20 protein-coding genes are annotated in these 24,453 nt (G+C 68.3%); 11 read left to right on the top strand and 9 right to left on the bottom strand.

The genetic code is table 11. The annotated features are described in order from the left end of the window. The first annotated feature begins 99 nt into the window (after positions 1–99). A complete protein-coding gene (locus HPF_RS08190) occupies positions 100–1,935 on the top strand; it encodes a gamma-glutamyltransferase family protein (protein ID WP_424955190.1) in 1,836 nt (611 codons plus the stop codon). On the opposite strand, the gene HPF_RS08185 is transcribed toward HPF_RS08190, so the two are convergent. Beyond that, positions 1,932–3,578, bottom strand: a complete 1,647-nt coding sequence (locus tag HPF_RS08185) for an acyl-CoA synthetase (RefSeq protein WP_133156286.1) — start codon at positions 3,576–3,578, stop codon at positions 1,932–1,934. The genes HPF_RS08190 and HPF_RS08185 overlap by 4 nt on opposite strands. Positions 3,579–3,621: 43 nt before the next feature. Between HPF_RS08185 and dnaG the strand changes: the two genes are divergently transcribed. Together dnaG and rpoD are read left to right on the top strand one after the other, a co-directional pair. Then, positions 3,622–5,610, top strand: a complete 1,989-nt coding sequence (gene dnaG, locus HPF_RS08180) for a DNA primase (protein WP_133156285.1) — start codon at positions 3,622–3,624, stop codon at positions 5,608–5,610. 302 nt (positions 5,611–5,912) lie between these two features. Next, positions 5,913–8,237 (top strand): RNA polymerase sigma factor RpoD, encoded by a 2,325-nt coding sequence (gene rpoD / locus HPF_RS08175; protein ID WP_066150403.1) that lies wholly within the window; start codon positions 5,913–5,915, stop codon positions 8,235–8,237. 392 nt (positions 8,238–8,629) lie between these two features. Here rpoD and HPF_RS08170 read toward each other — a convergent pair whose 3' ends face one another. Together HPF_RS08170 and HPF_RS08165 are read right to left on the bottom strand one after the other, a co-directional pair. Continuing rightward, positions 8,630–9,478, bottom strand: coding sequence for a class III extradiol dioxygenase family protein (locus HPF_RS08170; RefSeq protein ID WP_079364988.1), 849 nt, complete (start codon positions 9,476–9,478; stop codon positions 8,630–8,632). A 16-nt stretch (positions 9,479–9,494) separates the two neighbouring features. Next, positions 9,495–9,839: a protocatechuate 4,5-dioxygenase subunit alpha gene (locus tag HPF_RS08165; protein ID WP_066150398.1), complete on the bottom strand. Its 345-nt coding sequence runs from the start codon at positions 9,837–9,839 to the stop codon at positions 9,495–9,497. A 93-nt stretch (positions 9,840–9,932) separates the two neighbouring features. Here HPF_RS08165 and HPF_RS08160 point away from each other — a divergent pair, with 93 nt between their 5' ends. Together HPF_RS08160 and HPF_RS08155 are read left to right on the top strand one after the other, a co-directional pair. Continuing rightward, positions 9,933–10,832 (top strand): LysR family transcriptional regulator, encoded by a 900-nt coding sequence (locus HPF_RS08160; RefSeq protein WP_133156284.1) that lies wholly within the window; start codon positions 9,933–9,935, stop codon positions 10,830–10,832. A gap of 74 nt (positions 10,833–10,906) precedes the next feature. Then, the gene (locus HPF_RS08155) at positions 10,907–11,917 is read left to right on the top strand and encodes a lysylphosphatidylglycerol synthase transmembrane domain-containing protein (protein ID WP_066150395.1); all 1,011 of its coding nucleotides are present in this window, start codon (positions 10,907–10,909) and stop codon (positions 11,915–11,917) included. A gap of 3 nt (positions 11,918–11,920) precedes the next feature. Here HPF_RS08155 and arsA read toward each other — a convergent pair whose 3' ends face one another. The 5 genes from arsA to HPF_RS08130 are packed head-to-tail and all read right to left on the bottom strand — an operon-like array spanning position 11,921 to position 16,587. Then, a complete protein-coding gene (gene arsA, locus HPF_RS08150) occupies positions 11,921–13,711 on the bottom strand; it encodes an arsenical pump-driving ATPase (RefSeq protein ID WP_133156283.1) in 1,791 nt (596 codons plus the stop codon). Positions 13,712–13,754: 43 nt separating this feature from the next. Continuing rightward, positions 13,755–15,131 carry a HAMP domain-containing sensor histidine kinase gene (locus tag HPF_RS08145; protein ID WP_066150390.1) on the bottom strand — a complete coding sequence of 459 codons (1,377 nt, stop codon included), beginning with the start codon at positions 15,129–15,131 and terminating at the stop codon, positions 13,755–13,757. After that, complete coding sequence (locus HPF_RS08140; protein WP_079364985.1) at positions 15,128–15,829, bottom strand: response regulator transcription factor; 702 nt, start codon at positions 15,827–15,829, stop codon at positions 15,128–15,130. Before HPF_RS08140 ends, HPF_RS08145 begins: the two co-directional genes overlap by 4 nt. 4 nt (positions 15,830–15,833) lie before the next feature. Next, a complete protein-coding gene (locus tag HPF_RS08135) occupies positions 15,834–16,124 on the bottom strand; it encodes a hypothetical protein (RefSeq protein WP_241559589.1) in 291 nt (96 codons plus the stop codon). Then, positions 16,117–16,587 (bottom strand): Spy/CpxP family protein refolding chaperone, encoded by a 471-nt coding sequence (locus HPF_RS08130; RefSeq protein WP_127806618.1) that lies wholly within the window; start codon positions 16,585–16,587, stop codon positions 16,117–16,119. Before HPF_RS08130 ends, HPF_RS08135 begins: the two co-directional genes overlap by 8 nt. A 194-nt stretch (positions 16,588–16,781) precedes the next feature. Between HPF_RS08130 and HPF_RS08125 the strand changes: the two genes are divergently transcribed. Then, complete coding sequence (locus HPF_RS08125) at positions 16,782–18,134, top strand: esterase-like activity of phytase family protein (protein WP_133156282.1); 1,353 nt, start codon at positions 16,782–16,784, stop codon at positions 18,132–18,134. Between the two features lie 112 nt (positions 18,135–18,246). Further along, positions 18,247–19,032 carry an alpha/beta hydrolase gene (locus HPF_RS08120; RefSeq protein ID WP_133156281.1) on the top strand — a complete coding sequence of 262 codons (786 nt, stop codon included), beginning with the start codon at positions 18,247–18,249 and terminating at the stop codon, positions 19,030–19,032. 3 nt (positions 19,033–19,035) lie between these two features. Here HPF_RS08120 and HPF_RS08115 read toward each other — a convergent pair whose 3' ends face one another. Further along, entirely contained in the window at positions 19,036–19,929 is an 894-nt protein-coding gene (locus tag HPF_RS08115; RefSeq protein ID WP_127806621.1) for a LysR family transcriptional regulator, read from the bottom strand. A 137-nt stretch (positions 19,930–20,066) separates the two neighbouring features. Between HPF_RS08115 and HPF_RS08110 the strand changes: the two genes are divergently transcribed. From HPF_RS08110 to HPF_RS08095, 4 genes are all read left to right on the top strand, one after another. After that, positions 20,067–21,044 carry a Bug family tripartite tricarboxylate transporter substrate binding protein gene (locus tag HPF_RS08110; RefSeq protein WP_133156280.1) on the top strand — a complete coding sequence of 326 codons (978 nt, stop codon included), beginning with the start codon at positions 20,067–20,069 and terminating at the stop codon, positions 21,042–21,044. 86 nt (positions 21,045–21,130) lie between these two features. Continuing rightward, positions 21,131–21,904 carry an SDR family NAD(P)-dependent oxidoreductase gene (locus tag HPF_RS08105; RefSeq protein ID WP_133156279.1) on the top strand — a complete coding sequence of 258 codons (774 nt, stop codon included), beginning with the start codon at positions 21,131–21,133 and terminating at the stop codon, positions 21,902–21,904. A 19-nt stretch (positions 21,905–21,923) separates the two neighbouring features. Further along, positions 21,924–23,585 carry a (2,3-dihydroxybenzoyl)adenylate synthase gene (locus HPF_RS08100; RefSeq protein WP_133156278.1) on the top strand — a complete coding sequence of 554 codons (1,662 nt, stop codon included), beginning with the start codon at positions 21,924–21,926 and terminating at the stop codon, positions 23,583–23,585. 23 nt (positions 23,586–23,608) lie between these two features. After that, entirely contained in the window at positions 23,609–24,451 is an 843-nt protein-coding gene (locus HPF_RS08095; RefSeq protein WP_133156277.1) for an amidohydrolase family protein, read from the top strand. The last annotated feature ends 2 nt before the right edge of the window (positions 24,452–24,453 follow it).

Here is a 24,453-nt window from a genome sequence, read left to right as displayed (position 1 = left end):
CGGCTGCTTGCCGATGAGAACAAGATAGCCCAGCGGGTCACCAGCCGGATTGACCTCGGGCAAGCATCTGCAACATCAAGTTACAAAATGGGCCACTTCATGAAAGAGTGCACGAAACGGACGGGGCATCGCGTGCTGGTCCTTGCCATCGGCGCGATCATGGCGGCCTGTGCCGGATCGGCGGACACGCACCGGTCGACCGGCGTGGCATCGTCACCGGCACAGCCCGAATTGGCTTCCGGCCTGCAGGCCAAATCCGGCTGGGTGTTCAGCCAGCAGGCGGTGGCTGCGGCCAACCCGTTGGCCGCCGAGGCCGGTCTGCAGATGCTGCGCGCCGGTGGCAGCGCGGTCGACGCCGCGGTGGCGGTGCAGATGGTGCTGACCCTGGTCGAGCCGCAATCGAGCGGCATCGGCGGCGGCGCCTTCCTGCTGCACCACGACGGCCGCCGCGTGCAGGCCTTCGACGGCCGCGAGACCGCGCCCACCGGCGCCACACCACAACTCTTCCTGGCCGGCGATGGCAAGCCCCTGCCCTTCATGGACGCGGTCGCCTCCGGCCTTTCCGTGGGGACACCCGGCGCGGTCGCCATGCTCGCCCTCGCCCACCACCAGCACGGCCGCCTGCCCTGGGCGGCGCTGTTCGAACCCGCCATCGTGCTGGCCGAGCAGGGCTTTGCCGTCAGTCCGCGCCTGCACACGCTGCTGGCGGCCGAGAGTGCGCTCAAGGCCGACCCGGTGGCCGCGGCCTACTTCTACCAGCCAGACGGCACGCCGCACCCGGTCGGCCATGTGCTGAAGAATCCCGAGCTGGCGGCGGTGCTGCGCGGCATCGCGGCGCAGGGCCCCCGGGCGCTGCACGAAGGCCCGGTGGCGCAAGCCATCGTGGACAAGGTGCGCCGGCATCCAAAAGCGCCGGGCACGCTGTCGGCAGACGACCTGGCGCGCTACCAGCCCCGCGAGCGCGAAGCGCTGTGCATGGACCACACCGCGGCGGCGAAGGCGCTGCGCATCTGCGGCTTCCCGCCCCCGAGTTCGGGCGCCATCGCGGTCGGACAGATCCTCGGGCTGCTGGCCCGCACGCCGCTGGGCGCCGCACCGCTGACCGGGACACCGGGTGCCGACTGGCTGCACGCCTACATGGAGGCCTCGCGCCTGGCATTCGCGGACCGCGCACAGTACCTGGCCGACCCGGACTTCGTGGCCGCCCCGGCCGGCCGCTGGGACAGCTTGCTGGATGCACGCTACCTGGATGACCGCGCGCGCCTGATCACGCCGGCCCGCGCACCGCAGGTCGGCCCTGGCAGGCCCGGCGGCGCGCCCCTGGCCCATGCGCCCATGCCCGACCAGCCCGAATACGGCACCAGCCACATCAGCATCACCGACCGCTTCGGCAACGCGCTGGCCATGACCACCACCATCGAGGCCGGCTTTGGCTCGCGGCTGATGGTCAACACCGGCCAAGGCCGCAGCGGCGGCTTCCTGCTGAACAACCAGCTGACCGACTTCAGTTTTGCCCCCTCGGACGCGCAGGGCCAGCCCATCGCCAACCGGGTGGAACCCGGCAAGCGGCCGCGCTCGTCGATGTCGCCGACGCTGGTGTTCGACCAGGCCACGGGCCAGCTGCTGATGAGCGCGGGCAGCCCGGGCGGCGCGCTGATCATCCACTTCACTGCCAAGACACTGCTGGGCACGCTCGGCGGCGGTCTGTCGCCGCAGGCCGCGATCGACCTGCCGAATTTCGGTACGCTGGGCGGTCCGGTGATGCTGGAAGCGGGCCGTTTTCCGGCGGCGACGGTGCAGGCCCTGCAGGCGAAAGGCCACACGGTCAGCGAGGCGCCGATGCCCAGCGGGCTGCAGGCGATTCAGCGGGCACCCGATGGCCGTTGGCTGGGCGGCGCCGACCCGCGGCGCGAGGGCGTGGTCGCAGGTGACTAAACGTCAATCGCGCTGGCCGACCCCGCCTGCTTGCGCAGCTCGAACTTCTGGATCTTGCCGGTGCTGGTCTTGGGCAGTTCGCCGAATACCACAAACCTCGGCACTTTGAAGCCGGCCAGGTGCTGCTTGCAGTGCTTCACGATGTCCTCGGGCGTGGTGTGCGCGCCGAATTTCAGCTCCACAAAGGCGCAAGGGGTCTCGCCCCACTTCGGATCGGGCCGCGCCACCACGGCAGCAGCCAGCACGTCGGGGTGGCGGTAAAGCACGTCCTCGACCTCGATGGACGAGATGTTCTCGCCGCCCGAGATGATGATGTCCTTGCTGCGGTCCTTGATCTTGAAATAGCCGTCGGCGTACTGCACCGCCAGGTCGCCGCTGTGGAACCATCCGCCGGCAAATACCTCTTGCGTCGCTTTGGGGTTCTTCAGATAGCCCTTCATGGCGATGTTGCCCTTGAACATGATTTCGCCCATGGTCTCGCCGTCCAGTGGCACCGGCTGCATGGTCTCGGGGTTCAGCACGCGCACATCGCGTTCCAGGTGGTAGCGCACGCCCTGGCGCGCATTCAGCCGGGCGCGTTCACCGATGTCGAGCTGATTCCAGCTGTCGTGTTTGGCGCAGACCGTCGCAGGGCCGTAGACCTCGGTCAGGCCATAGACGTGGGTCAGGTCGAAACCCATCTGCTCCATGCCCTCGATCATTGAGGCCGGCGGCGCGGCACCCGCGACCATGGCCTTGATGCCTGCGGGAATGCCCGCCTTCATCGCGGCCGGCGCGTTCACCAGCAGGCCCTGCACGATGGGCGCGCCGCAGTAGTGCGTCACGCGGTGTTCGCGCATCAGGTCGAAGATGGCCTGTGCCTCCACCCGGCGCAGGCAGACGTTGACACCCGCGCGCGCCGCCACCGTCCAGGGAAAGCACCAGCCGTTGCAGTGGAACATCGGCAGGGTCCAGAGGTAGACCGCGTGCTTGGGCATGTCCCACTCCAGCACGTTGCTGATCGCGTTCATGGCCGCGCCGCGGTGGTGATAGACCACGCCCTTGGGGTTGCCGGTGGTGCCGCTGGTGTAGTTCAGCGCGATCGCGTCCCACTCGTCACCCGGCAGCTGCCAGGCAAAGGCCGGGTCACCGCCGGCGATGAAGGCTTCGTAGGTGGTGCTGCCGATGGGCTGGCTCTCGCCGGTGAACAGCGTGTCCTGCACGTCGATCACCAGCAGCGGATCGGTTCGCGTGCGCAGCTTCAGCGCCTTGGCCATGGTGCCGGCGAACTCGGGGTCGACGATCACCGCCTTGGCCTCGCCGTGGTCCAGCATGAAGGCAATCGCCTCCGGGTCCAGCCGGGTGTTGAGCGCGTTGAGCACCGCGCCGGCCATGGGCACACCGAAGTGCGCCTCCACCATCGGCGGCGTGTTGGGCAGCATCACCGCCACGGTGTCGTTCTTGCCGATGCCGGCTTTCTGCAGCGCACTGGCCAGCTGGCGGGTGCGGGCGTAGGTCTGGGCCCAGGTCTGGCGCAAGCCGCCGTGCACGATGGCCAGCCGGTCCGGGTAGACCTCGGCGGTGCGCTCAATGAAAGACAGCGGCGAGATCGGCGCGAAATTGGCTTCGTTGCGGGGCAGGTCCTGGTCGTAGATGCTGGTCATGCGGTTCTCCGTGTTCAGAAAGGGCTTGCGAGAGAATAGCCCTGTGGCCATACCGCAATCTTTCATCCAGGAACTGCTCAACCGCGTCGACGTGGTCGATGTGGTGGGCCGGTACGTCCAGCTGAAGAAAGGCGGGGCCAACTTCATGGGGCTGTGCCCGTTCCACGGCGAAAAGTCGCCGTCGTTCAGCGTCAGCCCGACCAAGCAGTTCTACCACTGCTTCGGCTGCGGGGCCAACGGCAATGCCATCGGTTTCCTGATGGAACACGCGGGCATGAACTTCGTCGAGGCGGTGAAGGACCTGGCCCAGCAGGTCGGCCTGCAGGTGCCCGAGGACGATGTTTCGCCGCAGGAGCGCGAACGCGCCGCCCAACAGCGCCAGAAGCAGGCCACGCTGACCGATGTGCTGGAGAAAGCCGCCAAGGCCTACCAGAAGGACCTCAAGGCCTCGCCGCGCGCGGTGAACTACCTCAAGGGTCGGGGCCTGTCGGGCCAGATCGCCAAGACCTTCGGCCTGGGCTACGCACCCGATGGCTGGCGCCACCTGGCCGGCGTGTTCCCGGACTACAGTGAACCGCTGCTGGTCGAGTCGGGCCTGGTGATCGAACACGAGGACGAGAAGGGCCAGGACGGCGAGGCCAAGCGCTACGACCGCTTCCGCGACCGCATCATGTTCCCGATCCGCAACGTCAAGGGCGAGTGCATCGGCTTCGGCGGGCGGGTGCTCGACAAGGGCGAGCCCAAGTACCTGAACTCGCCCGAGACCCCGGTGTTCAGCAAGGGGCGCGAGTTGTACGGCCTGTTCGAGGCCCGCACCGCCATCCGCCAGCACGGCTACGCCCTGGTCACCGAGGGCTACATGGACGTGGTCGCCCTGGCGCAGCTGGGTTTTGCCAACGCCGTGGCCACGCTGGGGACAGCCTGCACGCCCGACCACGTGCACAAGCTGTTCCGCTTCACCGACGCCGTGGTGTTCAGCTTCGACGGCGACGCCGCCGGCCGCCGCGCCGCCCGCAAGGCGCTGGACGCCGCCCTGCCACTGGCCACCGACACGCGCAGCGTCAAGTTCCTCTTCCTGCCACCCGAGCACGACCCGGACAGCTACATCCGTGAACACGGTGCCGACGCCTTCGCGAATTTCGTCAAGCAGGCGGTGCCGCTGTCGAAGTTCCTGGTCGACGCCGCCAGCACCGATTGCGATCTGGGCAGCGCCGAAGGCCGCGCCCGCCTCTCCAGCCAGGCGCGGCCACTGTGGAGCGCCCTGCCCGAGGGCGCGCTCAAGCGGCAGCTGCTGGCCGAGCTGGCCCAGCAGATCGGCATCGGCACGCCCGACCTGCAGCAGCTCTGGCAACGGGACGACCGCGCGCCGCGCCGCCCGCGGGAAGAGCGCCAGCCGCCCACCGCGCACGGCCCGCAACCGCCCGCCGACGGCGGGGTGGCACACCATGCGGCCTTCTCCCCGGCCCCACCACCCCAGAATCCGTCCGGGACATGGAGCGCCCCGGCCGAATCCCGCGGCCGAGGTTCCTGGACCGGCGGCAGCGGCCGCAGCAACTGGCGCAAAGGCCCACCACCGCCGCCGCGCATGCTGGGCCGTCAGACCGCGAGCAAAAGCCGCACGGACCGGGCCGTGGGCCTGTTGCTGGCCAACGCCGCCGCCTGGGACAGCCTCTCGGCCGACGACCATGCCATGCTGGCCCACCTGCCAGCGCCCCACGGCCCCGTATTCGCCTGGCTGGAGGCACAGCTGCACGAGCACGGCCCGCAGCCCTGGGCGGCGCTGCGCGAGGGCTTGCGCGGGGAAGCGTTCGAGGCCTATGTCTGCGCGGAGGTGGAGCAGGCCACCATCGCCGCCGACTCGGCGTCCGAACTGGAGGAGCTGGCCGGTGTGATGGACCTGCTGCGCCGGGACGACCTGATGCGCCAGAGCCAGGCGCTGTCCCTCCAGGCCGCCACCGACCCGGAAGCCCGCGAGCGCCTGCGGGAGATCAATGAACGCATCAAGGCACTGAAACCGGGCTCAACGGTATAATCGCGCGTTTTGCACCGCAAGCGCGACAGCAGCACCTCCGGCACCGGCCACCCCCCAGCACAGGGGTTTCGGATACAGACATCCCGGCCACCTCGGCGCCCCTGGCCCGACGGAACCCCGCAAGGACTGCACACCAAATGTTCGCCCACACAGCTTGCAGGCCCGCCCTTCCCCGGCGAAGTGCGGGCCCCAGTGTTTGATTCGCCCGACAAAAACCACCGGATTTGCGCCCAGAGAGGCGGAATTCTGGCGATTTTTGTGTGTCTCAGCCGGTATCTTTCCTGACGTTTTTTGAGGTTCCCATGCCCGCGAAGAAAGCCAGTACGCCTGCCCCCAGCACCAAAGCCGCCCAGAAGCCCGCCGCCAAGGCCGCCGCCCCGGAGCCCAAAAAGAAAGCCCCCGTCCCCGTGACCGACAAAGCCCCTGCCAAGACCGCCGCCAAGCCGGCCGCCAAAACGACCAAGGCCGGCAAGACCAAAGCCGAAGAACTCGACACTGTCGACGCCGACGAACCAGCCAAGAAAAAGCCCGGCCGCCCCGCCAAGGCCGCGGCCGACAAGCCGGCCGCCAAGCGCGGCCGCAAGCCCAAAGCTGCCGCCAAGGAAGAAAGCGACCTGGACGATGCCGACCTGAGCGACATCGAAGAGGATCTGGTCGAAGAAGTCGTTGAGGAAGTCGCCGACCCGGCGGCACCGGCCGAGAAGGTCAAGCCGCTGCGCATGAAGATCAGCAAGGCCAAGGAGCGCGCGCTGATGAAGGAATTCGGCCTGGACGAAACCGTCCTGTCCGAAGAAGAAGCCAAGCTGCGCCGCGAACGCCTGAAGACCCTGATCAAGCTGGGCAAGACGCGCGGCTACCTGACGCACGGCGAAATCAACGACCACCTGCCCGACAAGCTGGTCGAGGCCGAGACGCTGGAAGTGGTGGTCTCGCTGCTCAACGACATGGGCGTGGCGGTCTACGAACAGACGCCGGATGCCGAAACGCTGCTGCTGTCCAACGCCGGCCCCACCGCAGCGACCGAAGAGGAAGCGGAAGAGGAAGCCGAAGCCGCCCTGTCCACCGTGGACAGCGAATTCGGTCGCACCACCGACCCGGTGCGCATGTACATGCGCGAAATGGGCACGGTGGAACTGCTGACCCGCGAAGGCGAAATCGAGATCGCCAAGCGCATCGAAGGCGGCCTCAACGACATGATGGCCGCGATCAGCGAGAGCCCGGCCACCATTGCCGAGCTGCTGGCCATGTCGGAAGAGATCCGTGAAGGCAAGGTCGTCATCTCCACCGTGGTGGACGGCTTCGCCGACGCCGATGCGGCCGACGACTACGTGGCCGAAGAAGACTTCGACGACTACGACGAGGCCGACGACGACGATGGCAAGGGCGGCTCCAAGGCCCTGACCCGCAAGCTCGAAGAACTCAAGCGCGAGGCGCTGGAGCGCTTCGACACCATGCGCAACCTGTTCGAGAAGCTGCACAAGATCTACGACAAGGAAGGCTACGGCACGCCCTCGTACATCAAGACGCAGCAGGCCATCACCGAAACGCTGATGACCATCCGCTTCACCGCCAAGGCGATCGAGAAGCTGTGCAGCACGCTGCGCGGCCAGGTCGACGAGGTGCGCAAGAAGGAGCGCGAGCTGCGCCGCATCATCGTGGACAAGTGCGGCATGCCGCAGGAGAAGTTCATCGCCGACTTCCCGGCCAACCTGCTGAACCTCAAGTGGGTCGAAAAGCAGGCCGCCGCCGGCAAGCCCTGGAGCGTGGTGATGGAACGCAACATCCCGCCGATCCAGGAACTGCAGCAGGGCCTGATCACGATCCAGAACAGCGTGGTGGTGCCGCTGTCCCACCTCAAGGACATCCACAAGCGGATGAACGAGGGTGAGGCCAATTCGCGCGACGCCAAGAAGGAGATGATCGAGGCCAACCTGCGCCTGGTGATCTCCATCGCCAAGAAGTACACCAACCGTGGTCTGCAGTTCCTGGACCTGATCCAGGAAGGCAACATCGGCCTGATGAAGGCGGTGGACAAGTTCGAATACCGCCGCGGCTACAAGTTCTCGACCTACGCCACGTGGTGGATCCGCCAGGCCATCACCCGCTCGATCGCCGACCAGGCGCGCACCATCCGCATCCCGGTGCACATGATCGAGACGATCAACAAGATGAACCGCATCAGCCGCCAGCACCTGCAGGAGCACGGCTTCGAACCCGACGCGTCCATCCTGGCCGAGAAGATGGAGATGCCCGAGGACAAGATCCGCAAGATCATGAAGATTGCGAAGGAGCCGATCTCGATGGAAACCCCCATCGGCGACGACGACGATTCGCACCTGGGCGATTTCATCGAGGACCAGGCGAACACGGCACCGATCGAGGCCGCCATGCAGGCGGGTCTGCGCGAGGTGGTCAAGGAGATCCTGGACAGCCTGACGCCGCGCGAGGCCAAGGTGCTGCGCATGCGTTTCGGTATCGAGATGTCGACCGACCACACGCTGGAAGAAGTGGGCAAGCAATTCGACGTGACGCGCGAGCGCATCCGTCAGATCGAGTCGAAGGCGGTGCGCAAGCTCAAGCACCCGAGCCGTTCGGACAAGCTGCGCAGCTTCATCGATTCGCTGTAGTTCCTTTCAGCGATTCACTTGTCACAACGGGGGCCTTCGGGCTCCCGTTTTGTTTTTGTCACGCCACCCTGGCTGGCCAGCGCCTGAATCGCCGGGCATCCGACTCCGCTCATGTCCCCCGAACCGGCTGCGCCGGTTCTCCTCCTTTACTTCGCTGCGCGGACACCCGACGCTTCAGGCACCACGAGGTTTCACCCCGCCAACGGTGGCGCGCCTGCACTTCGCCGGTTCGGCGTGTGCGGGTGCCCTGCAGAGCGAAGTAAAGGAGGAGGCGGCCGCAGGCCGCCGGGGGACATGAGCGGCGCAGGGCACCCGTGCGCGCCGAACCAAACCAAACCAGCAGGCATGAAAAAGGGGCAACAAAGGCCCCTCTTCAAACCGGCAGCAACAGGTCAGACCGTCTCCAGCGCCAGCACACCCGTCGCGGTATTGGAAATCGGGATGTGGTAGTTGCTGTGCACCTTGCGCACACCCGAAGCGGACACCGTCAGCGCCGCCCGCATCGCCAGCCACATCAGCAGCTCCACCCCCTGCGTGCCCGCCTTCTCCACCAGCTCCAGATCGCTGAACTGCGTCGCCCACTCCGGGTTCGTTTCCATGCTGTCCAGGAACTGCAGGTCGAACTGCTTGTTGATGAAGCCTGCGCGCTCGCCGTCCAGCTGGTGCGACAGGCCGCCTGTGGCCATCACCGCCACGCGCTTGCTGCTGTCCCAGCTCTGGATCGCCTCGCCCACCGCCTTGCCCAGCTTGTAGACGCGCTTAGCGGTCGGCAGCGGGAACTGCACCGTGTTGATGTTGATCGGCACGATCTGCACCGGTGCGATCTCGTGCTCGGGCCAGAACAGCTTGAACGGCAGCGTGCAGGCGTGGTCCACCAGCATCTCCTGGCAGGTCACGATGTCGAACTCCTTGGCGATCAGCTCGCGGATCAGGTGCCACGACAGGTCCGGGCAGCCCGGGATCGGCGGCAGCGTCGGGATGCCCCAGCCCTCGTCGGCGTTGCTGTAGGTGGCGGCCGCACCCACGGCGAAGGTCGGCATCTTGTCGAGGAAGAAGTTCAGGCCATGGTCGTTGTAGAACACCACGACCACGTCGGGCTGGACCTTGCCCAGCCACTGGTGGATCGGCGGAAAGCCATCGAAGAAGGGCTTCCAGTAGGGGTCGTTCTGCTTGCCCTTGTGGATGGCGCCGCCGATGGCGGGGATGTGCGATGTGGCCAGGCCACCGATGAGTTGTGCCATGGGGGTGTCTCCTGGTTCAGCACTGCTCGTTGGCAGCAACGAGCTTGGCCTTGAATTGGTCTTTGGTCATGCCCGTCTGCTGGGCGCCGATGTCCTGCATGTCCAGGCCGAAGATGCCGGCGAACTTGGCCAGGTAGTAGGCATTGCCGCCGGCCGCGATCAGGGCCAGCACCTGCTTGGAACGGATCGCCTCGGCCTGCTGTTCGTTCAGGCCGTACTGCTGCATGTAGGCCTCGGGATCGGCCACGAACGCGTCGCGGTTGGCCTTGTGGTTGAAGGAAAAGCACATCTTGTTCAGTGCGTAGCCCTTCTGGGCCGCGTCGCCGTCGAATGGCGTGGTGCCGGGGATGGTCTTGCTCACATCTGTCTCCTGCGTGGGGTGGATTGACGTCGGTCAAGCCGGAGTATTCCGCCCGCATTGCCAAAGATAAACAGATGAATGATCATCGAACACATGAGTGATTTCGATTGGTCAGACCTCGACGCCCGCCTGCTCCAGCTGCTGGTGGCCGTCGTCGAGGCGGGCAGCATCACCGGCGCGGCGCAGTCCCTGGGCGTCACCCAGTCGGCCGTGAGCCACCAGCTGGACAAGCTGCGCGCCATCACCGGCGACGCGCTGTTCGTCAAGAGTGGGCGCGGCATCGTTGCCACGGCCCGCGCGGCGGGGCTGGCGGTGCAGGCGCGCGAGCTGTTGCGCCAGCTGCAGGGCTTTGCGCAGAGCGGCGCCTTCGACCCGGCGCGCTGGAAGGGCACGGTCACCATCGCAGCCAACGACTTCCAGCGCGAGGTGCTGCTGCCGACCCTGGCGCAGCGGCTGCGGGAACAGGCGCCCGGTCTGGCCCTGCGCATCATCCCGTCCGACGTGCCGAGCCTGGAGATGCTGCGCGACGGTGTGTGCGACCTGGCGATCAGCCCACGCCCACCCGAGGGCAGCGACATCGTGCAGAAGCGCCTGTTCGAGGACCGCTACATGGTCTATTTCGATGCCAGCGTGCGCACGGCACCGACAACGCTCCAGGACTACCTCGCGGCCGACCACATCACCGTGGTCTACGAACCCCGGCGCACCCTGCACCTGGACCGCACGCTCGAAGCCCGCGGCCTGCACCGCCGCTTTGCCGTGATGGTGCCGGGCTTCGGCGCCCTGCCCGCCTTCCTGCGCGGCAGCCCGCTGCTGGCGACCGCGCCCTCGCTGCTGGCCGGGCGTTTCATGGCGGGTTTCGGCCGCTGCGAGGTGCCCGTGCCCTGCCCGCCGCTGCCGATGTACCTGATCTGGCACCGCCGCCACCAGGACGACGCCGCCCACCGCTGGTTGCGGGAGCTGCTCGCCTCGAACAGTCCGCCCAGGGCCTGAGCGCGGTGCCGGATCGTGGGAACACCCCCCAGTAAAATCCCGGGCTTCTTCCAACTCTGTGCAGAACGCAGAACATGACCCACGCCTCTGCGTCCACCCTCAACGGGGAAGCCGCGCCCCGTCCCTCCCGATCCGCCCGCTACTGGCTTCTGCGCGGGCTGGCGCTGGCCCTGCTGCTCGCCTCCTGTGGCTACTTCGGTTTCCACCTCTGGGACAACCTCCACCAGTTGCCGCCGATCGAATGGGGCTGGTCGGCGGCCGGCGTCATCGCGCTGGCGGTACTGGGCTGCCTCACCAGCGTGCCGCTGATCGCGCTGATGTGGCAGCTGCTGCTGCGGGACCAGGGCGTGAAGCTGCCCTACGGCCAGGCGCTGCAGATCATCGCCGTCTCGCAGATGGGCAAGTACCTGCCCGGCAACGTGGGCCACTTCGCGGGCCGGGTGCTGCTGGGCAGCCAGGCCGGCATCCCGGCCGGCAAGACCATCGCCACCATGGCCATGGAAACCTTCTGGGTGCTGGGCATCAGCGGCATATTCGCCGTGGCGGCCCTGCTGTTCGTGGTCAACGACCTGCACGAGGGACTGGTCGACACCAGCCACCCGGGCTATCTGGCCGCCGTCGCCGTCACCATGCTGATCGCGCCCTTCCTGGCGGTGCAGGTGGTCAACCGCCTGCTGCCGGGCCTCAGCCGCAAGCTCGGCCGCGGCCAGCTGCTGGCCGAACCCCGGCTGCTGACGGCCATGAGCGTGGCCGGCCTGATCGCCTTCTCCTTCGTCGTGCTCGGCGCCGTGGTGGAGCTGCTGGCGGCCGAGCTGTTCCAGCACCCCGAGATCAACCTGCTGGAGATGGTCCTGCTGTTTGCCGTGTCGTGGACGGCCGGTTTCCTGGTGCCCGGGTCGCCGGGCGGCATCGGCGTGCGCGAGGCGGTGATGATCCAGCTCATGGGGCCGGCCATCGGGCTGGAAACCGCCTTGGGCGTGGCCCTGGTGATGCGCCTGTGCTCGATGGGTGCGGACGCGCTGGCCTTTGGTGTCGGCCTGCTGTTCAGGCCCAAGCCGCAGCCCCCCGCCGACGACGGCCTCTGACGCTCAGAGGCCCGGCGCCACCAGGGCGCCCAGCGCCGCCACACCCACCGGTGCCTGGGGCAACCAGGGCAGCACAAAGGTGCGGTTTGCCAGCCCGTTGGCAATGCGCGCTGTCTGCCGGGCTTCGCCTGCCAGACGCGCCTGCAGCAGCGGGTCGGTGGTGCCGGTGGCGGCAATGCTCTTGTTGATGACCCAGGCCCAGGGCTCGATGCTCGCGCGTCGCAGGTCGTCCTGCAGCGCAGCCGCCTGGCTCACCGGGGTGACCTCGGGCAGGGTGACGATCACGACCTTGGTCGTGTCCGGGTCCTGCAGGCGCATGAGCGGCGTGATGATGTGCTTGGCATTCGCCATGCCCTCGTACTGCCGCGTCATCTGGCGGTGGTAGGCGCCGGTGGCATCCATCAGCAGCAGGCTGTGCCCCGTGGGCGCGGTGTCAAGCACGACGAAGGACGTGCGCGCCTCGTTGACCACGCGGCTGAAGGCGTGGAACACCGCCACTTCTTCGGTGCAGGGCGACTGCAGGTCCTCCAATAGCAGCGCCCTGCCCTGCTCATCGAGGTCCTTGCCGCGCGTGGCCATGATCTTGTCGATGTAGGCGGCGGTCTCGGCCCTGGGGTCGATGCGGCCGACCTTGAGACCGTCCAGGCTGCCGTTCAGGGCATCGGCCACATGCGCCGCGGGGTCGGTGGTGGTCAGGTGCACGCTGTGGCCACGCTGCACCAGGCCGACCGCCAGCGCGGCGGCGATGGTGGTCTTGCCCACGCCGCCCTTGCCCATGACCATGACCAGCCCGTGACCGGCCGCGGCCAGTTCGTCGGTCAGCGCGGCCAGCGAGCCGGCCGGCAGTTCGGTGGCGCCCGCGGCGGGCACGACGTCCGGCGCCGGGCCGCCACCGAGCAACGCACGCAGCGCGGGCAGGCCGACGGTGTCGAAGGCCCGCAGCGGCACCTCATCGCGCGGGAGTGCGGCCAGCGCCCCGGGCAGCTGCGCCAGCGCCTCGCGGCCCAGGGCTTCGATGGACGCCGCCACGCGGTCGGCCGGATCGCTGGCGTGGAACACGCCGTTGATGGCTAGCCGCTGGTTCGCCAGCCCGAGCTGTCGCAGCTCGTCCGAGGTGCGCGCGGCTTCCTGCATGGGGCGTGGGTCGGGCCGCGTGACCAGCACTACGGTGGTGAGCGACGGGTCGCTCAGGGCCCGCAGCGCGGCATTGAAACGCGCCTCCTGCATCTTCAGCCCCGAATGCGGCCCCAGGCAGGAAGCGCCGCGGTCGTTGCCGGCCAGGAAACCGCTCCAGGCCTTGGGCAGACTCAGCAGGCGCAGGGTGTGGCCGGTGGGCGCGGTGTCGAAGACCACATGATCGAAGTGAACGTCCGTCGCCTCACCGGCCAGCAGCGCGGCGAACTCGTCGAAGGCCGCGATCTCGGTGGTACAGGCGCCGGAGAGCTGCTCGCGCACCGTCGCGCGCTCCTCGTCGCTGGCACCGACCTCCAGCTGCGCCAGCACGCGCTGGCGGTAGGCCTCGGCGGCGCAGTCGGGGTCGATGTTGAGCATCTGCAGGCCAGGCACGCCGGGCACCGCCACCGGCTGGTTCGACAGCGGGACCCCCAGCATCTCGTCGAGGTTGGAGGCGGCGTCGGTGCTGACCAGCAGCACGCGCCGGCCGGCGTCGGCCAGCGCGATGGCGGTGGCGGTGGACAGCGAGGTTTTGCCCACCCCGCCCTTGCCCGTGAAGAACAGGTAGCGGGTGGGATCGGTGGCGAAACCGGGCAAGGGGGTGTTTGAGGAATGGGCCATACCTCAGCATCGCACAAGCGCGACGCCCTGGCGATGACCCGCGTCAAGCCGGCGGCAGCGTGACCGTGACCGCCAGCCCCGGCTGCGCATTGCGCACCGCGAAGCTGCCGCCATGGGCCTGCGCCACCAGTCGGCACAGATAGAGACCCAGCCCGACCCCGCCAGCCGCACGGGTGCGCGCGCTGTCCGGGCGGTAGAAGGCCTGTGCGAGGTGGGCCAGCTGTTCCTCGGGCACGCCCGGCCCGTGGTCGCGCACCTCCAGGGTGACGGTCCCCGCGTCCGACGACAGCGTCACCGACGGCGGCTGGGCGGCGTCGGCGCCGTGGCGCAGCGCGTTGTCCACCAGGTTGCGCAGCAGCAGGCGCACGCGCGAGGCGTCTACCGAGGCGGCGGGCATGTTCCCGGGCGCATGCACCGTCACCTTCGCCGCGGCGGGGTGCCGCGCCCGGAGTTCGTCGATCACCTGCCGGGCCAGCGCGGGCAGGTCGGTGGGGGCTCGCTGCAGCGCCGTGTGGTTGCCGGCCAGCCGCTCGCTTTCCAGCAGGTCGCTGATCAACGAGGCCATTTCCTGCAGGTCGCGCATCAGGGCGTCCCGCTGCGGGTTCACGTCCGCGGTTTCGGGCAGCAGCTCGGCGTTGAGGCGCGCCCGGGTCAGCGGGCTGCGCAGCTCGTGGCTGATCGCCAGCAGCAGCGCGCGCTTGGCTTCGAGCATCTGGTGGATGTCCTGACCCATGGTGTTGATGGTGGTCGCGAGCTCGCCCAGCTCGTCGGGGCCGTGGATGCAGCGCTCTGGAATCGGCTGGCTGAAGTCGCCCTTGCCAAAGCGGCGCGCGCCTTCGCCGATCGCGTCCAGCGGCTTGAGCAGATGCCGCACATACATCCAGGCCAGCAGGGTGAGCACCAGCAGTGCCGCCAGTGCGACGCCGATCATGCGCGGCTTGCGCTCGAAGGCCTGGCCGTTGATACCGAAGGTGAGCACATGCCCGTCGGCGGTGGTGCGCTGCAGGATGCCCTGCCAGTCGGGTCCGCTGTCCGCGTCGTCGCGGCGCCAGGAGGTCCCTGCTCCGGGCTTGTCCCGCAGCCAGTCGGGCGGCGGCTGGTCGGGGTGGGACGACCAGTTGATCTGCGGGCCGGTGATGGTGACCGTCAGCGGCAGGCGCCCGATGATGGCCCGCGCGCGCTCGACGCTGGGCGTGGGGCCGCCGGCGGTGCACTCCCGGGTCAGCTGGTCGACGTAGTCCATGAGCAGCGGGCGTGCGGCCTCGCGCCAGCCCATGGAGAACGCCCTCTGCGCACCCGTGAAAAACACGAAGGTCATCGCCGCCGCGAGCAGCAGGAACAGCAGCACCATGCGCAGCTTGATCGAATGCGCGACGCGGTGCTTGGCCCGTTTCCAGGCCGAGATGCGGGCCGGGCTCACTCGGCCTCCCGCCGCAGCGCCAGCGAGTAGCCGGCGTTGCGCAGGGTCTTGATGCAGTCCAACGGCTCCAGCTTCCTGCGCAGGCGGCTGACCACGATGTCCACCGCGCGCGTGTAGAGATCGGCCTCGTGGCCGCGCAGCTGGTTGAGGATGTCGTCGCGGCTGAACACCCGGCCCGGTTCGCGCGCCAGCATGGCCAGCAGCTCGTACTCGGTGCCGGTCAGTTCGATGGCCTCGCCCTGGCGCAGCACGCTGCGGCGCGCGGTGTCGATCTCCAGGCCTTCGAACTTCAGCGTCGGCGCGGCGCTGAGCACCGCGGCGTGCCCGTTGCCATTGGGTTTGAGGCGGCGCAGCACGGTCTGGATGCGCGCCACCAGCTCGCGCGGCTCGAAGGGCTTGGGCAGGTAATCGTCGGCGCCGATCTCCAGCCCGACGATGCGGTCCATCACCTCGCCGCGTGCGGTCAGCATGATGATCGGGATGTCGCTGTCCTTGCGGATGGTGCGGCACAGCTCGAAGCCGTCCATCTCGGGCAGCATCACGTCCAGGATGGCGGCGTCGAAGCCGCCGGCGCGCAGCTGGGCCAGCCCGGCGCTGGGCCGCGTGGCGTGGACCAGCTGGATCTCGAAGCGCTGGAAGTAGGTGGCCAGCGGCGGTCCGAGGTTTTCGTCGTCGTCGATCAGCAGGATGCGGTTCATCGGCTCATTCTGACAGGGCACGGTGGCGGACGATCAGCCGGCGCAGCCGGTCTTTTTCGGTGCGTTCGAGCGCATCGAAGCGCTCCCCCACCGACAGCAACGCTGGCAGCATCGGCACCGCCTCGACCGGCTGGCGTTGCGAGAAGCGCGCCCACAGGGCGAGCGCGTGTTCGCGGTCGAACTGCGGGCCCCAGAACAGGGTCAGCAGCTCGGCGTGCGGATCGTCGGCGTCGGCCAGCAGGGTCGCCGTGTGCGGGCGGACCTGCCGGGCGATCGCGTGGATGGCGTCAGCCACGGCCCCACCACCCATGGCCACGGCGCTCCAGCCTCTCGCGCACCTGCTTCTGCTGCTCGGGGTTGAGGCTGTCGTAGAAGTCGCCGAAGGCGGCGAGCATCTTCGGGCCGTTGCCCTGGGCGGCCTGCAGCTTCTGGTCCAGCAGCTGCTGCGCCTTGCTGCGGTCGAACTTGTCACCGGCGATCAGCGCCGCCATGTCGGCGCGCGGGTTGGCGGACTCGCCGCGGAAGGCCTTGCGCGAGGCGATCATTTCGTCGGCCAGTACGCCCAGCTTGGCCTTCTGTTCGGCGTTCAGGTTGAGCTTGCTGCTGATCTTCTCGATCGCCTTGCCGCGCACCTCGGTGACGCGCTCGTCGCTCCAGCCGCGGGCGTGGTCGCCGCGCGTGCCGCAGGCGGTGAGACCGCCGAGCACGACGGTGGTGGCCGTGAGGCCGATGAGGGTGCGCTTGATCCAGGGTTTCATGGCGGTGCTCCTTCGAGGGAACGTGTTGAACATGAGCGCCATGGTGCCGGCCGCCCTACCCCGGCGGGTGTCGGCGCGGTCTCGCTTTTTTTCGGTTTGTTTCAGCGCGCCGTCACGGCGTTTTCAAGGAGCGTTCATTGAGGCGTCACAGCCGGCGGGCACGCTACCGGGGTTCCACCAACCGAGACCCGTCCATGCGATTCACACCACTCGGCCTGAGCGCCTCCGTCGCCCTGGCATTCAGCGCCTACAGCGCGCAGGCCCAGACCGCCTACCCCGCCACCCTCGCGGGCCACGCCGTGCTGCCCGCGAAGACCTTCATCGCCGCGCCGAAAGACGCGCCGGCCGACCTGCAGGTCAGCGGCAAGTTCACCACCGGCCAGCGCGTCGAGGCGATCGGCTCGGTCGAAGGCAAGTCCGCCGGCCGCCCCACCGGCGTGTCGCTGCCGTTCAAGGGCCAGCCCATCCAGGGCCACTCGGGCATCAAGCGCCTGGCCGACGGCAGCTTCTGGCTGCTGACCGACAACGGCGCCGGCGCCAAGGCCAACTCGCCCGACTTTGCGCTCTTTCTCAACCGCTACGCGGTGGACTTCAAGAGTGGCCAGTTCAAGCGCCTGCAGACCGTGTTCCTGCACGACCCCGACAAGAAGGTGCCGTTCCGCATCGTCCACGAAGGCACGAAGCAGCGCTACCTCACCGGCTCCGATTTCGACACCGAAGGCTTCCAGATCGCTGGCGGGCACTTCTGGATCGGCGACGAGTTTGGCCCGTACCTCATCAAGGCCGACATGAAGGGCCGGGTACGGGCCGTCATCGACACGAAGGTGGACGGCAAGACCATCGTCTCGCCCGACCATCCATCGATGGTCACCCCAGGTGCGCCGAATGGTGAACTGAAGTTCCAGTCGCGCCGCTCCAAGGGCTATGAAGGCCTGGCGTCCTCGCCCGACGGCAGCAAGCTCTACGCCCTGCTCGAAGGCGCGCTGTGGGACGAAGCCACCAAGGCGCCAGAGACGCTGGACGGCAAGCAGTTCCTGCGCGTGCTGGAGTTCGACGTGAAGGCCGAGCAGTGGACCGGCCGCCACTGGAAGTACGTGCTGGAGGCCAACCACCACGCCATCGGCGACTTCAACATGATCAGCCCCACCGAAGGCCTGATCATCGAGCGCGACAACGGCGAAGGCACACCCGACAAGGCCTGCCCCGAAGCCGAAAAGCGCAGCGACTGCTTCCACGACCTGCCGAAGTTCAAGCGCGTGGTGAAGGTGGAGCTGAGCGATGCCAACGCGGGCGGCCCGCTGCGCAAGATCGGCCACATCGACCTGCTCAACATCGCCGATCCGAACAAGCTGGCCCGCAAGCCACTGGTGGACGGCAAGCTGAGCTTCCCCTTCTTCACCATCGAGAACGTGGAGATCGTCGACGCGACTCACATCGTGGTCGGCAACGACAACAACCTGCCCTTCTCCAGCAGCCGCGATCCGAACAAGGCCGACGACAACGAGCTGATCCTGCTGGAGGTGGGGGAGTTTCTGAAGGCGCGCTGAGGCGGCGCCAGCGCGGGTGATTCACCAGGCACATCACCCGCAGGGACACGGCATCTGGCATGCCAGGAACCGGGCGCCTACAGTGCGGCACCCGATCCACGCTGTCACACCCATGCCCGATGCCGCCCCGCTCCTGACCGACCTCGCCTACGGCCCGCACGCCCGGCACCGGCTCGATGTGTACGCGCCACCCGGCGCACACGGTGCGCCGGTGCTGGTGTTCTTCCACGGCGGTGGCTTCATCCGGGGCGACAAGGCGATGCGGGCCAACGTCGGTGTCTGGGGCGCGGCGCAGGGTTTCGTCACCGTGCTGGCCAACTACCGCCTGGCCCCCGAATGCCGCTGGCCCAGCGGGCCGGAAGATGTGGTCGCGGTGTGGCAGACGGTGCGCGCACAGGTGTGCGACTGGGGCGGCGACCCGGACCGCATCGTGCTGGTCGGCGAGTCGGCCGGCGCCGCACACGTGGCCGCCGCCACGCTCATGACGCGCTTCCAGCCACCCGGCTGGCACACCGCGGGTGCGGCCCTGCTTTCGGGGCCGTACAACGCGGGGCTTGAAGCCCTGGCGCCTGTGGCGCTGGTCATCGAGCAGCCCGATGTGCGCAACACCGCCTACTTCGGTGACGACCCGGGCTTGTGGCACCAGGCCAGCATCGTCGACCAGGTCGACGCCGCGCCCTTCCCGCTGTTGATCGCCGCGGCCGAGCGCGATCTGCGCCAGATGCAGGTGCAGGCTGGCGAGCTGTTCGCGCGACTGGTCACGCGGCATGGATTTGCGCCGGAACTGCACTGGTGGGCCGGGCACGACCATTTCACGCCGGGCGCCTCGCTGGGCAGCGACGACCCCACCGTGGGCGAGCCGCTGGCCGCCTTCGTCCGGCGCGCGGCCGGGGCCTGAGGCTCAACCGCGCGGCAGCCCGCGCAGCAGCACGTCGCTGAAGAACTCGGCCGGTGGTGACAGCGGCAGATCGGGTCGGCGCACCAGCACGATGGCCGGCGCCGGCAGCACCTCGCGCACGGCGATCACGTCCAGCACGTCGCGCGTCATCGCAAAGCTCATCCACTGCTTGGGCAGCATGGCCAGCAGGTCGGTCTGCGCCAGCGCCACCTGCACCGACAGCGCCGAGTGCGCGCGCAGCATCACGCGCGGTGCTTCGAGACCGTGTGCGCCGAACAGACGCGCCAGGTCTTCCTCCGCGTTGTGGTCGATGGTGGTCGCGGCCCACTCGGCCCCGGCCAGCGCCTTGAGGCTGCGCACCCGCGCCAGCGGGTGGCCCTTGCGGCAGACCACGACGCGCGTGTTGTCGCACAGGTGCTGCAGGGCCAGGCCCGGCGCGGGTTTGAGCCGCGGCGCGGCGCCGAGGTAGAAGTCGATGCTGCCTTCGCGCAGCGCGCCTTCCACCGCCGGCATCAGGCTCTCGGTGATGCTCAGCTTCACCTTGGGATAGGTGCGGCGGAACACCGGCAGCGCCTCGGGCAGCATGCCCAGGTGCGGCATGATGGACAGCGCCACCGACACCGTGCCCTCGTAGTCCGGCCCGGGCTGCTGCACCTCCTCGCGCGCGCGCCGCGCTTCGTTGGCAATCGCGCAGGCCCGGCGGTGAAAGCGCACGCCCTCTGCCGTCAGCACCATGCCGGTGGTCTGACGCGCAAACAGGTCCACCCCCAGCTCCCGTTCCAGCGCGCGCACGCTGCGTGTGAGCGCGGGCTGCGGCACGTCCAGGCGGCGCGCGGCCGCGCGCAGGCTGCCGTGCTCGACGATGGCGATCAGGTGTTGCAGCTGTTCGAGTTTCATGGGGCCAGGGTCCGGATGAGGTGATTCACAAATCGAATCGCCTTGAAGATCACGCCATCTTATTGGGATCCCCGCATCTCCCTAGAGTCCGCTTCACCCCATGTCGGGGACACACGAACAGACAACGGAGACACCACATGCCCACCCCCTCCAAGCGCCGACTCGTCCAGGCGGCACTGCTGTCCCTGCTGGCCCTGGCCGGCACCAACACCCTGGCGCAGGCCTGGCCCAGCAAGCCGGTGCGCATGATCGTGCCGGCCGGCGCCGGCGCCGCGCCCGACGTGATTGCGCGCATCGTGGGCGAAAAGCTCGCCGCCGCCTGGGGCCAGGGCGTGGTGGTGGACAACCGGCCCGGCGCCGGCGGCATCCCGGGCATGTCGGCGCTCGCCAAGTCGGCGCCCGACGGCTACACCATCGGCTTCGTGCCGGCGGCCATGGGCACCATCACGCCGCTGGTGTTCAAGAACCCACAGTTCAACCCCGACACCGAGCTCAGCTCGGCCGCCACCATCGGCATCAGCCCGCTGATGCTGGCGGTGCCGGCCAGCAGCAACATCCACTCGGTGGCCGACCTGGCCAGGACCGCCAAGGCCAACCCCGGCAAGCTCAACTTCGCCGCGCCGCAGCTCAATTCTCTGCCGCACCTGGCCGGCGAGATGGTGAACAAGGCCGGCACCATGGGCCTGTTCACCGTGCCCTTCCGCGCACCACCGGAAGCCGTCACCGCCGTGCTCTCGGGCGATGCCACGCTCACCATCGACGGCGTGCCCGGCCTGCTGCAGCACGTCAAGTCGGGCCGCCTGCGCGCCATCGGCGTGACCTCGGCCAGGCGCCTGCCCGGCATCGACGTGCCGGCCGTGGCCGAGACCTACCCGGGCTACGAGGCCATCGGCTGGTTCCAGATCATCGTGCCGGCGGGTACGCCGCAAGCCGTGATCGACCGCATCAACGCCGACGTCAACCGCATCACCGCCTCGCCCGAGGTGACGGCCAGGTTGGGCGAGATGGGCGTCTACCCGCGCCAGGACAGCGTGGCCGCTGCGCGCAGCTTCTTCGACGAGCAGCAGAAGGCCATGAAGCGCCTCGTCGCCGACCTGGGCATCCAGGCCCAGTAGACCCTCCTCTTCCTCTTGTCCCGCACAAGGCCCCGGACCGCCGGGGTCCGGGACCCACTCACCCTTTCATTCCCCGGAGATCCACCGTGACTTCACGCAAGAAAGCCCTCGTCACCGGCGGCGGCACCGGCATCGGCCGCAGCGCCGTGCTGGCCCTGGCCCGCGCCGGCTTCGATGTCGCCATCAACTACGCCTCCAGCGCCAAGGCCGCCCAGGCCGTGGCCGAAGAAGCCCAGGCCCTGGGCGCCCAGACCCTGCTGCTGCAGTGCGACGTGAGCGACGACGCGGCGGTGCGCCAGATGCTCGCCAAGGTCTGCGAAGCTTTCGGCCACCTCGACACCCTCATCAACAACGCCGGCACCACCGCGACCTGGAAGGTCAAGGACCTGGACAGCCTGGACATGGACGCCTGGGACCGCACCTTCGCGGTCAACGTGCGCGGCAACTTCCAGGTGACACGCGCCGCTGTCGAGCTGCTGCGCAAGAGCAAGGAAACCGGCGGCGAGCCCTGCATCGTCAACACCGCCAGCATCGTGGGCCTGCGCCCCGGCCCGCAGCCGCCACCGTACGCCGCCAGCAAGGCCGCGGTGGTGAGCCTGACCAAGATGATGGCCTGGAACCTGGGGCCGGACATCCGCGTGAACGCGGTCGCGCCCGGCTGGATGGAAGGCGACTGGATGGAACGCATGCTGGGCGACAAGTACGACGCGCTCATGGGCGCGCGCGCCAAGGCCACGCCGCTCAAGCGCTGCGTCACGGCCGACGACGTGGCCGAGGTGATGCTGAACCTGATCACCGGCATGCGCTTCGTCACTGGGGAAGTCGTCGTCATCGACGGCGGCTTCACGAGTTCCACCTGACACCCCGAGGAGACACACCATGCTTGAAGGATTCGTTCCCTTCCCCCCCGAGTTCGCCGCGCGCTACCGCGCCCAGGGTTACTGGCAGGACCGTTCGCTGGCGCAGGAGTTCGCCGATGTGTTCCAGCGCTACGCCGACCGCGTCGCGCTGATCGACGGCGACACCGTCTACACCTACGCCGAGCTGGACCGCGTCAGCACCAACCTCGCGCTCAACCTGCTCGACCTCGGCCTGCGGCCACTGGACCGCGTGGTGCCCACGCTGCCCAACGTGCACGAGTTTGTGGTGCTGTACTTCGCGCTGCAGAAGATCGGCTGCATCCCCATCGCGGCCCTGGTCACGCACCGCTACGCCGAGATCAGCCAGTTCGTGCAGCTGTCGGGCGCGACCACCGCGGTCTACCCCGAGACCGCGGGCGACTTCGCCTTTGCACCGGTCATCACCCGCGTGCAGGCCGAGAACCCATCGCTCAGGTTCCGCCTGGTGCTGGGCAACGCCGGTGCGGGTGAGGTCTCGCTGCGCGAGCTGATCGCCACGCCCGCCAAGCTGCCCGCCTCGCGCCTGGCCGAGATCCGCATCGAGCCGACCGACCCCTGCATCTTCCAGCTCTCGGGCGGCACCACCGGCATCCCCAAGCTGATCCCGCGCACCAACAACGACTACGCCTACAACTCCAAGGTGGCGGCCGAGGTCACCGAGATCAACGCCGACTCGACCCTGCTGCTGGTGCTGCCCATCGCGCACAACCTGCCGCTGGCCTGCCCGGGCATCCAGGGTTTCATGTTCAAGGGCGCCAAGGTGGTCCTGCACGGCAACACCCGACCAGTGGAGATGTTCGCGCTGATCGAGAAGCACCAGGTCACGCACCTCAAGGTCGTGCCGGCGCTGCTGATCCGCCTGATCAACGACCCGGCGGTGGAGAACTTCAACTTGTCCAGCCTGAAATTGATCCAGAGCGGTGGCCAGCGCATGCAGCCCGAGGTGCGCGCCAGGACGCGCGCGCTGATCCCCGGCGTTTTCGTGCAGGAGAACTTCGGCATGTCCGAGGGCACGCTGATGTTCGTGCGCGCCAGCGACCCGGAAGAGGTGAAGCTGGAGACCTGCGGCCGCCCGGTCTGCCCGGACGACGAGGTGCTGCTGCTCGACGACGAGGGCCGCGAAGTGCCCGACGGCGAGGTCGGCGAGTTCACCGTGCGCGGCCCCTACACCCTGCGCGGCTACTACGGCGTGCCCGAGTACAACGCGCGCCAGTTCACGCCTGAGGGCTTCTACCGCTCCGGCGACCTGATGCGCAAGCACCCCAGCGGCAACTACATCGTGGAAGGCCGCAAGAAGGACCTGATCAACCGCGGCGGTGAAAAGATCAGCGCCGAAGAGGTGGAGAACCTGATCCTCATGCACCCCGCGGTGCAGAACGTGGCCTGCGTGCCCATGCCCGACGCGGCCATGGGCGAAAAGATGTGCGCCTTCGTGATCCTCAAGGCAGGCCAGAAGCTGCACCTCAAGGAACTGGTGGGCTTCCTGCTGACCAAGGAAATCGCCAAGTTCAAGCTGCCCGAGCGGCTGGAAGTGCTGCCCGACTTCCCGGTCTCCACCTTCGGCAAGGTGTCCAAGAAGGCCCTGGGCGAACTGGTCACCAAGAAGCTGCAGGACGAACAGGCCGCTGCCACCGCCCACTGAACCCCTTCGAGAAAACACACACCATGCGCATCATCGACCTGCACTGTTACCCGGGCACCCCCACCTGGATCGAATCCCAAGGCCCCTACCCCGCCGAACTCGCCCGCTACTGGAAACGCGACTGGGTGGGCAAGAGCGAAGAAGACGTGGTGGCCGAATTCACCGGCGCTGGCGTCGAGGCCTGCCTCGTCGCACTCGACCTGGAGACCACCGTCGCCGCCCCGCCCTGCACCAACGAATACGTGCACGGCATGTGGAAACGCCACCCGCAACGCATCATCCAGTGCTGGGGAGCGGTGGAGCCGGCCAAGGGCGAGATCGCGATGATCCAGGCCCGCAAAGCCATCAAAGAGCTGGGCTTCATCGGCTTCCACTTCCACCCCATCATGCAGCATTTCGCCGTCAGCGACCGGCGCTACTACCCGCTGTTCGAAGAGATCAACGCCATGGGCGCGGCGGTGATGATCGATGTCGGCACCACCGGCATGGGCGCCGGCATGCCCGGCGGCAACGGCGCCCTGGTGCGCCATGCGCACCCCAAGCACATCGACCAGCTCGCGGCTGACTTCCCGAATCTCAAGATCATCATGGCCCACCCCGGCTGGCCCTGGGTCGACGAGACCACGGCCGTCGCGCTGCACAAGGGCAATGTGTACTGGGAGATGTCGGGCTGGGCGCCGAAGCACTTCCCGGGCAACCTCAAGGTCGACATCCGCGGCCGCCTGCAGGACAAGATCATGTTCGGCAGCGACTACCCCAGCCTGCCCTACGAACGCATCCTGCGCGAGTGGGACGAGCTGGGCTACAAGCCCGAGGTGATGGAAAAGATCATGCACGGCAACGCCGAGCGGGTGCTGGGCCTGTGAGC

The organism is Hydrogenophaga pseudoflava (genome assembly GCF_004353865.1).
GTDB classification, from domain to species: domain Bacteria; phylum Pseudomonadota; class Gammaproteobacteria; order Burkholderiales; family Burkholderiaceae_C; genus Hydrogenophaga; species Hydrogenophaga pseudoflava.
This window is presented reverse-complemented; position numbering and strand designations above follow the sequence as displayed.

Bases quoted from the DNA above. Each gene is read 5' to 3' on its own strand.
- HPF_RS08190 (WP_424955190.1), top strand. From the start codon at position 100: ATGAAAGAGTGCACGAAACGGACGGGGCATCGCGTGCTGGTCCTTGCC.
- HPF_RS08185 (WP_133156286.1), bottom strand. From the start codon at position 3,578: ATGACCAGCATCTACGACCAGGACCTGCCCCGCAACGAAGCCAATTTC.
- rpoD (WP_066150403.1), top strand. From the start codon at position 5,913: ATGCCCGCGAAGAAAGCCAGTACGCCTGCCCCCAGCACCAAAGCCGCC.
- HPF_RS08170 (WP_079364988.1), bottom strand. From the start codon at position 9,478: ATGGCACAACTCATCGGTGGCCTGGCCACATCGCACATCCCCGCCATC.
- HPF_RS08160 (WP_133156284.1), top strand. From the start codon at position 9,933: ATGAGTGATTTCGATTGGTCAGACCTCGACGCCCGCCTGCTCCAGCTG.
- HPF_RS08155 (WP_066150395.1), top strand. From the start codon at position 10,907: ATGACCCACGCCTCTGCGTCCACCCTCAACGGGGAAGCCGCGCCCCGT.
- arsA (WP_133156283.1), bottom strand. From the start codon at position 13,711: ATGGCCCATTCCTCAAACACCCCCTTGCCCGGTTTCGCCACCGATCCC.
- HPF_RS08140 (WP_079364985.1), bottom strand. From the start codon at position 15,829: ATGAACCGCATCCTGCTGATCGACGACGACGAAAACCTCGGACCGCCG.
- HPF_RS08130 (WP_127806618.1), bottom strand. From the start codon at position 16,587: ATGAAACCCTGGATCAAGCGCACCCTCATCGGCCTCACGGCCACCACC.
- HPF_RS08125 (WP_133156282.1), top strand. From the start codon at position 16,782: ATGCGATTCACACCACTCGGCCTGAGCGCCTCCGTCGCCCTGGCATTC.
- HPF_RS08120 (WP_133156281.1), top strand. From the start codon at position 18,247: ATGCCCGATGCCGCCCCGCTCCTGACCGACCTCGCCTACGGCCCGCAC.
- HPF_RS08115 (WP_127806621.1), bottom strand. From the start codon at position 19,929: ATGAAACTCGAACAGCTGCAACACCTGATCGCCATCGTCGAGCACGGC.
- HPF_RS08110 (WP_133156280.1), top strand. From the start codon at position 20,067: ATGCCCACCCCCTCCAAGCGCCGACTCGTCCAGGCGGCACTGCTGTCC.
- HPF_RS08100 (WP_133156278.1), top strand. From the start codon at position 21,924: ATGCTTGAAGGATTCGTTCCCTTCCCCCCCGAGTTCGCCGCGCGCTAC.
- HPF_RS08095 (WP_133156277.1), top strand. From the start codon at position 23,609: ATGCGCATCATCGACCTGCACTGTTACCCGGGCACCCCCACCTGGATC.